Origin of the sequence: Novosphingobium lentum NBRC 107847 (genome assembly GCF_001590965.1) — a bacterium.
Lineage (GTDB): Bacteria > Pseudomonadota > Alphaproteobacteria > Sphingomonadales > Sphingomonadaceae > Novosphingobium > Novosphingobium lentum.
Window position 1 is genome coordinate 21,131 of the sequence record NZ_BCTW01000012.1, and the last position, 12,207, is coordinate 33,337.

The following is a 12,207-nucleotide window of genomic DNA, read 5'->3' on the forward strand; positions in this document are numbered from 1 at the left end:
CCTTCCCCCGATGCCCGCAACCCCCGCCTGGCCCCCGCGCAGCGCGCCGCGCCTGTTTGTGCCGGCACCGCTGCAACAGGATCAGGCGCTGCGGATCGAAGGACCGCAGGCGCACTACCTCGCGCGGGTGATGCGCGCCGCGCCGGGCGATGCGGTGATCCTGTGCGACGACGTGACCGGCGAATGGCTCGCGCGGGTCACCGTGGCGGGCAAGCGCGACGTGGACCTGATGGTCGAGGCCCGGCTGCGCGCGCGCGAGGCGGTGCCCGATCTGTGGCTGTGCGCCGCGCTGACCAAGAAGCCTGCGTTCGATCTCGTGCTGGAAAAGGCGACCGAGCTGGGCGTCGACCTGATCCAGCCGGTGGTGACGCGGCGCTGCGTAGCCGACCGGATCAACCCCGAGCGCGCCGCCGCGATCGTGACCGAAGCGGCCGAGCAGTGCGCGCGCACTGCGCTGCCGCGCCTGGCCGAAACGGCGAAGCTGGACGCCCTGCTGCGCGCGTGGCCGACCGGACGCCGGCTGTTCTTCGCCGACGAGGCGGGCGGCGTTCCGGCGGTCGAGGCGTATGCGGCCCACAACGGCCCGGCCGCGCTGCTGGTCGGCCCCGAGGGCGGGTTCGACGATGCCGAGCGCACGGCGATCCGGGCGCACCCCGATGCGGTGGCGATCACGCTGGGCCCGCGCATCCTGCGCGCCGAAACCGCCGCCATCGCCGCGATTTCGCTATGGATGGGCGTGGCCGGCGACTGGTCGGGTGGCGCGCCTACCGCCTGACGCTGCCCCTCAGTTCAGCTTGGTCTGCAGGCTGATGGTGAAGCCCGGCGGGGTGCCGGTCGATCCCGCCATCGTGCCCTTGGGATTGAGGCACACGAACTTCACGGCCGGATCGTATGTCGCCACCGGGGTGTAAGTGCAGCCCGCGAACGTGGTCGGCTTGGTGCTCGAATTGGAATACTTGAGGTCGGTCGATGCGGTGAAGGTCAGCGCGCTGGTCGGCGTGCCTTGCGTGAACACCGGCGTGGCGGCGGTGCCGATGGTGATCGCCGACGGCAGCGTATCGATCAGCAGCACGCTGTTGCTGTCAACCACGGTCGGACCGGTGTTGGTCACGGTGAACGTATAGCGCACGATCGCGCCGGGGATCGCGAGCGGGTTGGTGGCGCCGTTGACCGGATCGGACACCAGCGCCGATGTCTTGGCGATGGTCAGCGAGGCGTTGGCGCCCTTGGCGGTGTTGGTGATCGTGCAGGTCACGACATCGCCGATCTGCGGGGTGATCGACCCGCCGGGCAGCGTCGGCAGCGTCGTACCCGAACTGGCGTTGGCGTTGGTGCAGGCCATCGTCGCGGTATACTGGCCCAGCACGGTGGTGCCCGAAGCGGCTTCGGAGAATTTGTAGGCAGTGGCGGCGCTCACCTGCACTTGCGGGGTCGCGCCGCTGGTCACGGTGGTGCCGGTGCCCGTCGTGGTGGTGGTGGCGACGTTGGTCGCGCCCTGATCGATCTTCATCGTGAACTGGTCGGTCGCGAACTGCCGCCCCGCCGCCGCCAGCGCCTTTTGCAGCGTCAGGTGCGGAAACGGGGTGTCGGTGAACGTGCAGGCGATCTGGTCGCCGAATTTCAGCGCGCCGAAATTGTAGGAACTGGTCAGCACGTTACTGGGGAGCACGGTGGTCGATCCGGTGCTGCCGTTGGTGCAGGTGAGCGACGCCTGGTAGTGCGACAGCGTATCGACGCTGCCGGTCGCCATGCTCTGCTGGAGCGTGAGCGGGAAGCTGGCAGCGGTGGACAGCGATGCGGCGGCAAACGGCCCCAGCCCGGTTCCGCTCGAACTGCCGGTGGACAGCACCGTGCCGCTGCCGGTCGCGGCGACATCGAACTTGAACTGGTCGGCGGCGTTGGCACGGGCGCCGGTGATCTTGTTGGTCAGGCTGATCGAGGCGAAGCGGATGGCGAACATCGAGCCCTGCAACCCGCCGCCGACCATGGTGGTGGTCAGCGTGGTCGGCGTGCTGCTGCCGACGATATAGGCACCCACGGTGCCCGCCACGCCGGTTTCGGTGAAGGTGGTGGTGCCGACGCCCGTGGTGGTGGGGTAAGTCGAGCCGCTGATCGGTCCCACGGTATCGAGCAGCTGCCACGCCGCGCCGTTGGTCTGGAATTGCAGCGATTCGCCGTCGTTGGTCGATTCGGCGTCGCCCGCGACCATCATGTAGGCGGTGACCGATCCACCCGACGGCGGGGTCAGCGTGATGTTGGAGAACGTCACGGTCGTGGTGCCCGCGGCCGACTGGTAGAGGATCGGGCGCCCGCCGATGCCGAGAAACGCGGTGTTGCCCACGGCCCCGCCGGTCCACGATGGCGAGGTCGAGGCGATCAGCGCAGCGGGGGTGGTGACCTTCATGGTCATGGTCACGGTGGTGCCGTCGGCCAGCGTGAAGGTGAACGCCTGCCCGCCGGCAGACCGCGCGGTGGTATCGTTGTAGGCGGTGAAATCCAGCCAGCAGTAGGAATTCCAGTCGGTCGGCCCGGTGGTTCCCTGCGACGTGGCGACATAGCAGTTGGCCGCCTGCGCCGGGGTCGCAAACGCCATCAGGGCCAGCAGCACCGCCAGTGCCCAGCCCCAGATCCTGCAAATCCCCCGAACCATTACGTCAGTTGCGCCCCGAAATATCGACCTGTGACGCGGGTCTACGGCAAATGTACCTAAGGCCCCGTTAACACTTCGCGCCGTCGCGCCGGGAGGATCAACGACGTTTTGCATTCCGCCCAACAGGCATTAGATGGCGCGCATGAGCACCATGCAAGTTTCGAATCGAAACGATCCTGTCGTCGAGAGCCTCGACGATCTGATCGCGCCGATGCAGCGCGGCGAAAAGCCGCGCGACGCCTGGCGGATCGGCACCGAGCACGAGAAATTCGTGTTCGACACGCGCGATCACCACGCCCCGACGTATGTCGAACCCGGCGGCATCCGCGATACGCTGAAGGCGATGGAAGCCTATGGCTGGGAGCCGGTGCTCGAAAAGGGCCCTGCCGGTTCAACCGACGGCCCCAACGTCATCGCGCTGTCGGGCGCGGATGGCGCGATCAGCCTGGAACCGGCCGGCCAGCTCGAACTGTCGGGCGCGCCGCTGGAAAACCTGCACCAGACGTGCGCCGAAACCGGCCGCCACCTGACCCAGGTGAAGGAAATCGGCGATCGTTTCGACAAGGGTTTCCTCGGCCTGGGCCTGTGGCCCGACAAGCGCCGCGAAGACCTGCCGGTGATGCCCAAGGGCCGCTATGCGATCATGCTGCAGCATATGCCGCGCGTGGGCACGATGGGCCTGGACATGATGCTGCGCACTTGCACCATCCAGGTCAACCTCGACTATTCGAGCGAGGCCGACATGGTGAAGAAGTTCCGCGTCGGGCTGGCGCTGCAACCGCTGGCTACCGCACTGTTCGCCAATTCGCCGTTCCTCGAAGGCAAGCCCAACGGCTATCTTTCGTACCGCAGCCACATCTGGTCGGACACCGACCCGGCGCGCACCGGCATGCTGCCGTTCGTGTTCGAGGATGGCTTCGGCTACGAACGCTACGTCGACTACATGCTCGATGTGCCGATGTACTTCGTCTATCGCGACGGCCGCTACATCGATGCGGCGGGCCAGTCGTTCCGCGCGTTCATGGATGGCAAGCTGCCCGCGCTGCCCGGCGAAAAGCCGACCAAGGCGGACTGGGTCGATCACCTGTCCACCGCGTTCCCCGAAGTGCGGCTGAAAAGCTTCCTCGAAATGCGCGGCGCCGATGGCGGCCCGTGGAACCGCATCTGCGCGCTGCCCGCTCTGTGGGTCGGCCTGCTGTACGACCAGACCGCGCTCGATGCGGCGTGGGATCTGGTCAAGGGCTGGGACATGGACGGACGCGAGGCCTTGCGCGCCAGCGTGCCGAAACTGGGCCTCGACGCACCAGTACCCGGCGGCGGCAAGTTGCGCGACATCGCCGGCGAAGTGCTGAACATCTCGCGCGCCGGCCTGTCGGCGCGGGCGCGGCTCAATTCGAGCGGCGACAACGAAAGCGGCTTCCTCGCCCCGCTCGACCAGATCGTGGCCAGCGGCAAGACGCCGGCCGAAACCCTGCTCGACCTTTACCACGGCGCATGGGGCGGCGATATTTCGCGCGTGTACGAACAGAGTTTCTGAACCCGCTACCCGAAGGAAACGTGCTGCCATGATCCTCGTCGTCGGAACCTTCCGCCTGCCGCTCGCCAATTTCGATCGCGCGCGGCCGATGATGGAGGCGGTGGTCGCTGCCACCAATGCCGAGGATGGCTGCCACTACTACGCCTATGCCCGCGACCTGATCGATCCCGAAGTGATCCGCATCAGCGAAACCTGGCGTGACCGTGAATGCCTGGGCGCCCACCTGAAAAGCGCGCACATGGCCACTTGGGCGGCGGAACGCGCCGAACTGGGCCTGTCCGACCGCGACATCAGGATCTGGGACGTGGGCGAAGGCGAGGCGGTCTGAGCGCCAGATAATCGTCGTGAGATTAGCCTGAACCGCTCATCCTGAGGAGCCGCTGAGCTTGTCGAAGCGGCGTCTCGAAGGACTTCACCTGTGGTTGGTGCCTGATGGTTCGAGACGGGACTTCGACAAGCTCAGTCCCTCCTCACCATGAGCGGGTGGTTGAGATTGCAAACAAGGCATCTCAAACTCGTGCCGCTACTCCGCCGGCTCCGCCTGAAATCCTTGCCGCCGGCCTTTGAGCAAGCCGCCCAGCCGCGACAGCGCCGATGTCAGCAGCCCATGGCGCTGCATCCATGCGTGGTAATCGCGGTACTTGGCATCGGACGCCAGCAGGTGCTTTTCCTCGGTCCGGGCACGCCAGTAATAGATCGCGCTGACGCAGCCGAGGAAGAACGTGTTGCGCACCGCATCCACGGTCGAGCCATTGGTGGCGAGGAACGGCAGCGTGAACAGCCACCAGTACAGGTTCTTGGACACATACGCCGGGTGGCGGGTGAAGGCATACGGCCCGTTGGTCAGCACGCCGCGATAGGTGAGGTTGGAAAAACGCAGGCCGAACGCCACCGTCGCCCAGGCGTAGATCCCGGTCAGCCCGATCAGCGCCGCCGCCCACACCCACAACAGGCCGGGGTACGGCTGGAGCCAGTGCGACCAGTCGGCGGTCGCCTCCTGATAGGCGAGCGGGCGGCCCGCCTCCATCAGCTGGAACGGCGGATAGCAGGCCAGCGCGGCGACCCAGCCGGCGAGATAGGGGTTGGCCGTGCGGATCTGCGCGTCGAGCGGTTTCATCGTCAGCAGGTAGCCGACCATCGCGATCTGCACATCGACCACGAACATGAACTCGGTCGCGACATGCGCGATGCCCACCGGATCGCCCGCGAGCTGGCTCCAGTCGGCCGATACCACCGCGGCAAACCCGCCGGGCAGGATCGAGATCATGAATGCGCAGAAGAAGCCCTTGACCGTCCAGCCGCGCAAGTGGTGCCACACTTCGGCGCGGTCATACGGCTCGCGACCGATCAGCATCGCGCCGAAATGCCACGCCCCGTCGCGCGGGTTGACCAGCATGCGGTCGAGCCACAGCACGTACGGCACCGAGCCCAGGAACAGCAGCGGCGCGGCCAGCCCAAGCAGGTCCATCGCGAACAGATATTGCCCGCGCCAGTACCAGCGCCCCAGGCAGTAGGCGAGGCCGATCAGCGTCCATGTCGCCCACAGGCCCGCCAGCTTGGTGGTGGAAATATCGGTGATCGACGACAGGCTGCGCGGCGCGGACCAGTCGATCCCGGTCGAGGCGCGGCGGTGGACCTTGTCGACCAGCAGCGACCACGCCACCATCGGGATGCCCGAGGCGAGCACGGCGGCCAGCGCGGCGTTGGGCCCGGACATCGGCACATGCGGCCCCGGCAGCGCGAACAGATCGGCGATCCCGCCCCACAGGCGACACACCGTGATCCACGCCAGCAGCCCCGCCAGTCCGCACAGCCCGACGCCCGCCGACACATCGCTGGTCGGGCGCGCGGCGATCGCGGGCAGTGCGCCGTCGATGTCGGAACCTGCGGTCATGCCTTACGCCCTATAGCGCAAGGGTGAGCAAACCGTGAAGAAGGGTTAACGCAGCCCCAAATCAGCGGCCCGGATCAGCGAAATGCGGTGATCTTGCCGCCGTCGTCGAGCACGTACAGCGTGCTGTTGGCCACGACCGGTGCCAGCGTGATCGGCTTGCCCAGCTTCGCCAGCGGCGTCGCCGAACCGTCGGCAGCCGAAACCGCCATCAGCTCGCCGCGCGAACTGGCGACGATCAGGCGATTGCCTGCCAGCACCGGGCCGGTCCAGAACACCGGGCTCGTCTTCTTCTTGACGTTGCCATAGTGCTTCATCTGCGTCAGCCAGCGCACTTTGCCGCTGGCCTTGGCGATGCACAGCAGCTTGGCCTCGTCGGTCAGCGTGAAGATCCAGTCGCCCGCGACCGCCGGGGTCGAGATGCCCGCCAGGCTCAGTTCCCAGATGCGCTGGCCGGTGACGAGTTCATAGGCCGCCATGCGCCCGCCCTGCCCCAGCGCATAGACCTTGCCGTTCTCGATGATCGGATCGGCGTCGATGTCGGTCAGCGTCGAAACACTGGTGGCGATGCTGGTGCGCGACAGGGCGTCGGACCACAGCTGGCGGCCGTTCTCGTAACGATAGGCGACCAGTTCGCCCGAGCTGTAGCCCGCGATCACGGTGCCTTGCGCGGCGGCGGGCGCGGCGACGCCGAACACCCCGGTCTGTCCGGTCGAGCCGGATTCGTTCCACAGTCCCGCGCCGTCGGCCACGTTGAGCGCGAAGATCTGGTTGTCCTGCGTCATCACATAGACCGCGTCGAACGCCACGGTGGGCGATCCGCGCAGCGGACCCGCCGGCTTGACCTTCCAGATCTGCTTGCCATCGGCGGCATCGAGCGCGGCGACTTCGCCCAGCCCGGTGTCGACGAACACGCGGTTGTCGGCAAAGCTGACCCCGCCGCCGAACAGCGAACCGCTGTTCTTCTTGCCCTTGAGGCTGACCTTCCAGTTCTGGCGGCCGGTGTCGGCGTCGAACGCGTGGACCATGCCGGCGGTATCGTAGACGAACAGCTGCCCGCCGCCGATCACCGGCGCGGCGGCGAGCCGTTCGCGCGGGGACGATCCGGCGACCGACGCGGTCCAGATCTTGTGCGGCGCATCGCCGAGCGCGAGGTGGCCGTAGCTCTTGCTGGCCGCGCCGCCGGGCTCCGCCCATTCGGTGTTGACCACCGGCGGCGGCAGCACGACCGCGACGGCTGACATCTCGGTATCGACCTTGGTCCCGGCCTCGATGCGCGACAGCACCGGCACGCGTTCGCCCGTGGTGGGCGTGGTCTTGACCTTGCCCTTGCCGCCGATCACCCCGCAGCCACCAAGCGCAAGGGCCATGACCAGGCAGGAAGCCACGCCGATGCGGCGGAAGGATGCGGAACGGCTCATCACGAAATTCCCTGTAATCTTTTCGAGGCGTAATCTTTTCGAGGCGCTAATCTTGTTCAAGGCGTTAATCTTGCCGATGCTGGAAGCAAAGCGGTGTGCGGCACGCGGGCTTACTGGCCGCCGGCGGCAGGGGCCGCAGCAGCAGCGGCGGGCGCGACACCGACGACCTTGTTGGGGTCCTCGATCGAATCGACGCCGAGCAGCCCGGCGAGCTGCTGCACCCGGCGGCGGATGCTTTCGGGCACGCCCTTGTCCTTGACGATCGAGCCGAACAGCGGCCCGGCCAGATCGTTGCGGCCCTGCTTCATGTAGGCGACGCCGACCATCTCGCCCGCGCTGCCGAACCACGGATTGCCCGGCTGGGCCATCGGCTTCAGCCGCGCGATAACCTGGTCGGGCGGCAACTGGTCGAACCGCGTGGCAATCTCGCGGATCGTGGCGAGATCACGATAAGGCTGCGGCACCGAGCCGTCGGCGGCCACGGCGGCAAAGCCCTTGGCCGCAACGTCCGGCTTTTTCTGCTCCAGCGCGATCGCCGCCTGCATCATCCGCGTCGCGGCGGCGTAGCTTTCGCCACCATCCTTCGCCAGCGGTTCCAGCGTCTTGCCGGCGGTTTCGAGCCGCCCGGCCTCGACCTGGTCCAGCCCTTGGGTGAACTGTTCGCCATGCGTGCCGGCCACGCTGTCGCGGTGGTTCTGCCACCACAGGAACCCGGCCAGCGCAAGCAGCCCGGCCACGATCGCCGCGCCCACCGGCTTGCCGTAATTGCGCAGCGCGGTGGCCAGCTGGTCTTCGCGCAGCGCATCGTCCACCTCGCGCAGGAACACGTCCTGTTGCGCGCCCTGCTGGACGGCGAACTTGCTGGGGGTGCTGTCGGGAGCAGAGGGTCGAAGGGCCAACGATTACGCTTTCAGGAATGACTGGCGGGACGATTGCCAGCAAGGCTTATGGTTGGCGGGGGTGTTTAACGGATGGGTCCGCCTTTTCAACGGGAATGATTCCGGGGCTGGCTTGTGGCGCGTCCGGCGTGAACCCCGGGTGAAGGCGCGCCGGCCGGCGTTCAGGGGAACGCAGCCTGCCCCATCGCGGCGGCATAGACCTGGCCATAGTGGCGCGCCATCGCCGCCAGATCGAATTCGGCGCGCGCCCGCAGCTGGTTGGCGGCGCCGATCCGCGCGCGCAAATCCGCGTCGGCGGCAAGGTCGGCCAGCGCCGCGCCCAGCGCCGCGTCATCGCCCGGCGGCGTGATGTAACGCCGGTTTTCGGGCGCGACCATCTCGGTCACGTCGCCAACTGCCGGGCTGGCGACGGCCAGCCCCGCCGCCATCGCCTCGATCACCGAAAGCGGGGCCTGCTCGCTGTCCGACGACAGCGCGAACAGATCGAACAGGCCGATGATCTTCGCCGGATCGGCGACGAACCCCGCCAGATGCACGCGGTGCCCGATCTCCAGCCGCACCGCCTCGGCCAGGATCGCCTCGCGCTCTGGCCCTTCGCCCACGATCACCAAGTGCCAGTGCGGCGGCAAATGCTCGAAAGCGCGCACCAGCCGCGTCAGGTTCTTGACCGGGCGCAGGCCGGCCAGCGTGCCGACCCAGCTTTCGCCCTTGCGCTTGATCACGCGCGGCAGGGCATCGGCGCGCGCCTTTGTGCCATAGGCGGCGGTATCGATGCCGTTGGGTATGCGCTGGACGCGCGCCTTGGGCTGCTGCCACGCGCCATACGCCACCTGCTCGAGCGCGCGCGACGGCACCACCAGCGCGGCGGCCCGCGCCAGCGCGATGCGGCGAAACCAGTTGCGGCGGCGCTTCAGCTTCACCGCCTCGTCCGCATTGAAGCCGTCTTCATGGTGGACCAGCGGCGCCAGCTTCATCTGCGGGCCGAACAGGCTGTGCGCCATCACCGCGTCCATCGCGCCCCAGTTGTAGGTCAGGATCAGGTCGAACCCGCGCATAGCCCGCGCCATCGCCTTCATCCGCCCGATGCCGAACCGCCCGGCCAGCGGGGGGAAATAGCGCGGGTATTCGACGCGGATGGCCTTGTCGATGTCGCGACCTGCGCTCAGCGCGCCGTCTTCCGAGCTGACGATCGAGTGCATCACGCTGTTGCCGAAGGCATTGATCAGCGCGACCGAGCGGCGCTCCTTGCCGCCGGCATGGAACGTCGAATGCAGGTGCAGCACGCGCAGCGGTGCGCCGGACGGGCGCAGGGGATCGTGTCCCGTGGCGCGATTCCCGGACGACGCCGTCATGCGATGCGCGACAGCAGCCGTTCGATCGCGGCAACGGCCTGGGGTTCGTCGAGCGTGGGCGCGTGGCCGGTGCCGGCGATCGTGACGAGTTCCATGCCCGGCGCGCGCGCGATCATCCGCGCGGCGACATCGACGGACAGGATATCCGAGTTTTCCCCGCGCAGCACCAGCAGCGGGCTGGCCGCCAGCGCATCGAACAGCGGCCACATGTCCGGTCCCGGCTCGCCGTTGCTCGCGGCGAACGGCTCGGCGATCTTCATGTCGTAATCGAAGGCGATGCGCCCGCCGGTGCCCAGCACCATCAGCCGCTTGGCATAGCGCAGCCAGTCGGCGATCTGGAAATGCGGGTAAACGTCGGCCTGGCTTTCCTGCAGCGCGCGCGCGGCGTGCATCCACGTCTCGAAATTGCGGCCCTGCCCGACGTAGTCGCGGATCCGCGCGATACCCTTGGGATCGAGTTCGGGCCCGATATCGTTGATCACCGCACCCGCGATGTTGACGCCGGGACGCACCGCCAGCAGCATCGTCATCAGCCCGCCCAGCGAGGTGCCGATCGCCACGAAGCGGTCGATCGCCTGGTCTTCGAGCAGCGCGGCAATGTCATCGACATATTGCAGCGGATTGTAGCTCATCGGATCGCGCGCATAGTCGCTGTCGCCGCGCCCGCGCATTTCGGGGCACAACACGCGCCATCCACCCCCGGCAGACCCGGCCAGATGCGCTGCCAGCTCTTCGAAATCGCGGGCGTTGCGGGTCAGTCCCGGCAGGCAGATCACCGGCGGGCGCGCAGCATCGCCGGTTCCGGCCCCGCTTTGTCCAGCATAGTCGCGATAATGCAGGCGCAGCCCGTCGCGGCTTGACCAGCTGCGATCCTCGAAATCTGCCATCGTGAAAAATCAGCCCTTCAACGCGCAAGCCGGTCCGTAAGGTTGTCCGGCATTCGAGACCCGGCTTGCTTGATCGGCCGCCAGTGCCCACTATCGCCCGATGCCGTTCTCTTCGCAAGTCGCAACCTATCGCCCCGCCCCCGGCATCCTGTCCCTTTCGGACTGGATCGGCGATCCGGTGCGCGCCGCCGACTTCCCGCAAGCCACCTTGCGCTTCCGCAATTATCGCGCGGCGGCGCAAGTCGGGCTGGATACGCTGGACGATGCGCAATGGACCACGCATTTCGCGCGGTTCGAGGCCCTGCCCCGCAACCTGCCGCAACCGCTGGCGCTGCGCTATCACGGCCACCAGTTCCGCCACTACAATCCCGATCTGGGCGACGGGCGCGGCTTCCTGTTTGCGCAACTGCGCGATGGCGAGGACCGCCAGCTCGATCTCGGCACCAAGGGTTCGGGCCAGACGCCGTGGAGCCGGCAGGGCGACGGGCGGCTGACGCTGAAAGGCGCGGTGCGCGAGATCCTCGCCACCGAGATGCTCGAGGCGCTGGGCGTCGACACCAGCCGTACGTTCTCGGTGATCGAGACGGGCGAGGAACTATGGCGCGGCGACGAGCCTTCGCCCACCCGGTCGGCCGTGCTGGTGCGGCTCAGTCACGGCCACGTGCGGTTCGGCACCTTTCAGCGCCTCGCGCAGATCGACGCGGACCACGAGATGCGCCAGTTGGTCGACTACTGCCTTGCGACCTTCCCCGGCCCGGATCGCGCGGAGGCGGCGGGCAACCCGGCGGCCTTGCTGCTCAACCAGGTCATTGAACGCATGGCCGATCTGGCCGCCAGCTACATGGTCGCCGGCTTCGTCCACGGCGTGCTCAACACCGACAACATGAACGTGTCGGGCGAAAGTTTCGACTATGGCCCGTGGCGCTGGCTGCCGATGTGGGACCCAAGCTTCACCGCCGCCTATTTCGACCATTCAGGGCTGTACGCCTATGGCCGCCAGCCCGAGGCAATCCACTGGAACTGCGGGCAGCTGGCGGTCGCGTTGCGCACGCTGAGCGAGGCGCCGCCGCTGGTCGCCGCGCTGGAACGGTTCCCCGAGCTCTATCGCCGGGCGATGACGCGGCGATGGTGCTGGCGGCTGGGCGTGGAACCGCGCGGGCTGGACGAGGACGGCGCGCTGATCGCGGTGTGCGAGGTCGCCATGCGCGAAAGCGGCACCGGCCCCGACGCGTTCTTCTTCGCGCATCGCGGCGGACGCAGGGCGAGCGGCCCGCTGGCAGAGGCGCTGGCGCCTTATGTCGCCGTGGCCGACAGCCATCCCTACTGGTCCGACCCCGCCGCCCAGTCGATGCTGCTCGACGAGGTCGAGGCGATCTGGTCGGCGATCGACACCGCCGACGACTGGGCGCCGCTCCACGCCAAAGTCGCTGCGCTGCGGCGCATGGGCGGGGCGCTGTCGCCTGCGCCTGTTCCTGAAGGCCATGTTGCAAAATCGAAAGGATTGCGCATTTAATATTGCGCCGGTCACACACCCTGTTTGTTTAACCACTTAATATGGTTATGGCTTGGT

The 12,207-nt window shown here is 67.6% G+C and carries 10 protein-coding genes; 4 read left to right on the forward strand and 6 right to left on the reverse strand.

Annotated features, from left to right (window positions below; all coding sequences use genetic code 11):
* The first annotated feature begins 10 nt into the window (after window positions 1–10).
* The gene (locus NL2_RS12005; RefSeq protein WP_068075476.1) at window positions 11–775 is read left to right on the forward strand and encodes a 16S rRNA (uracil(1498)-N(3))-methyltransferase; all 765 of its coding nucleotides are present in this window, start codon (window positions 11–13) and stop codon (window positions 773–775) included.
* 9 nt (window positions 776–784) lie between these two features.
* Here NL2_RS12005 and NL2_RS12010 read toward each other — a convergent pair whose 3' ends face one another.
* Entirely contained in the window at window positions 785–2,650 is a 1,866-nt protein-coding gene (locus NL2_RS12010) for a CshA/CshB family fibrillar adhesin-related protein (RefSeq protein WP_068075479.1), read from the reverse strand.
* A 142-nt stretch (window positions 2,651–2,792) separates the two neighbouring features.
* On the opposite strand from NL2_RS12010, the gene NL2_RS12015 reads away from it, so the two are divergent.
* A complete protein-coding gene (locus NL2_RS12015; RefSeq protein ID WP_068075753.1) occupies window positions 2,793–4,187 on the forward strand; it encodes a glutamate--cysteine ligase in 1,395 nt (464 codons plus the stop codon).
* 28 nt (window positions 4,188–4,215) lie between these two features.
* Entirely contained in the window at window positions 4,216–4,515 is a 300-nt protein-coding gene (locus NL2_RS12020; RefSeq protein ID WP_068075482.1) for a putative quinol monooxygenase, read from the forward strand.
* Between the two features lie 195 nt (window positions 4,516–4,710).
* On the opposite strand, the gene NL2_RS12025 is transcribed toward NL2_RS12020, so the two are convergent.
* From NL2_RS12025 to NL2_RS12045, 5 genes are all read right to left on the reverse strand, one after another.
* Window positions 4,711–6,081, reverse strand: a complete 1,371-nt coding sequence (locus tag NL2_RS12025) for a methyltransferase family protein (RefSeq protein WP_068075485.1) — start codon at window positions 6,079–6,081, stop codon at window positions 4,711–4,713.
* 74 nt (window positions 6,082–6,155) lie between these two features.
* Window positions 6,156–7,499 (reverse strand): outer membrane protein assembly factor BamB family protein, encoded by a 1,344-nt coding sequence (locus tag NL2_RS12030; protein ID WP_068075490.1) that lies wholly within the window; start codon window positions 7,497–7,499, stop codon window positions 6,156–6,158.
* Window positions 7,500–7,609: 110 nt separating this feature from the next.
* A complete protein-coding gene (locus NL2_RS12035) occupies window positions 7,610–8,398 on the reverse strand; it encodes a tetratricopeptide repeat protein (RefSeq protein WP_068075493.1) in 789 nt (262 codons plus the stop codon).
* A 161-nt stretch (window positions 8,399–8,559) separates the two neighbouring features.
* Window positions 8,560–9,750 (reverse strand): glycosyltransferase, encoded by a 1,191-nt coding sequence (locus NL2_RS12040; protein WP_068075496.1) that lies wholly within the window; start codon window positions 9,748–9,750, stop codon window positions 8,560–8,562.
* A complete protein-coding gene (locus NL2_RS12045) occupies window positions 9,747–10,637 on the reverse strand; it encodes an alpha/beta fold hydrolase (RefSeq protein WP_068075499.1) in 891 nt (296 codons plus the stop codon). The genes NL2_RS12040 and NL2_RS12045 overlap by 4 nt, the downstream gene beginning before the upstream one ends.
* Before the next feature lie 100 nt (window positions 10,638–10,737).
* Here NL2_RS12045 and NL2_RS12050 point away from each other — a divergent pair, with 100 nt between their 5' ends.
* Entirely contained in the window at window positions 10,738–12,150 is a 1,413-nt protein-coding gene (locus tag NL2_RS12050; protein WP_068075502.1) for a protein adenylyltransferase SelO family protein, read from the forward strand.
* Window positions 12,151–12,207: the final 57 nt, after the last annotated feature.

Excerpts from the sequence above, each read along its gene's own strand:
- NL2_RS12005 (WP_068075476.1), top strand. The coding sequence starts at position 11 with ATGCCCGCAACCCCCGCCTGGCCCCCGCGCAGCGCGCCGCGCCTGTTT.
- NL2_RS12010 (WP_068075479.1), bottom strand. The coding sequence starts at position 2,650 with ATGGTTCGGGGGATTTGCAGGATCTGGGGCTGGGCACTGGCGGTGCTG.
- NL2_RS12015 (WP_068075753.1), top strand. The coding sequence starts at position 2,793 with ATGAGCACCATGCAAGTTTCGAATCGAAACGATCCTGTCGTCGAGAGC.
- NL2_RS12020 (WP_068075482.1), top strand. The coding sequence starts at position 4,216 with ATGATCCTCGTCGTCGGAACCTTCCGCCTGCCGCTCGCCAATTTCGAT.
- NL2_RS12025 (WP_068075485.1), bottom strand. The coding sequence starts at position 6,081 with ATGACCGCAGGTTCCGACATCGACGGCGCACTGCCCGCGATCGCCGCG.
- NL2_RS12030 (WP_068075490.1), bottom strand. The coding sequence starts at position 7,499 with ATGAGCCGTTCCGCATCCTTCCGCCGCATCGGCGTGGCTTCCTGCCTG.
- NL2_RS12040 (WP_068075496.1), bottom strand. The coding sequence starts at position 9,750 with ATGACGGCGTCGTCCGGGAATCGCGCCACGGGACACGATCCCCTGCGC.
- NL2_RS12045 (WP_068075499.1), bottom strand. The coding sequence starts at position 10,637 with ATGGCAGATTTCGAGGATCGCAGCTGGTCAAGCCGCGACGGGCTGCGC.
- NL2_RS12050 (WP_068075502.1), top strand. The coding sequence starts at position 10,738 with ATGCCGTTCTCTTCGCAAGTCGCAACCTATCGCCCCGCCCCCGGCATC.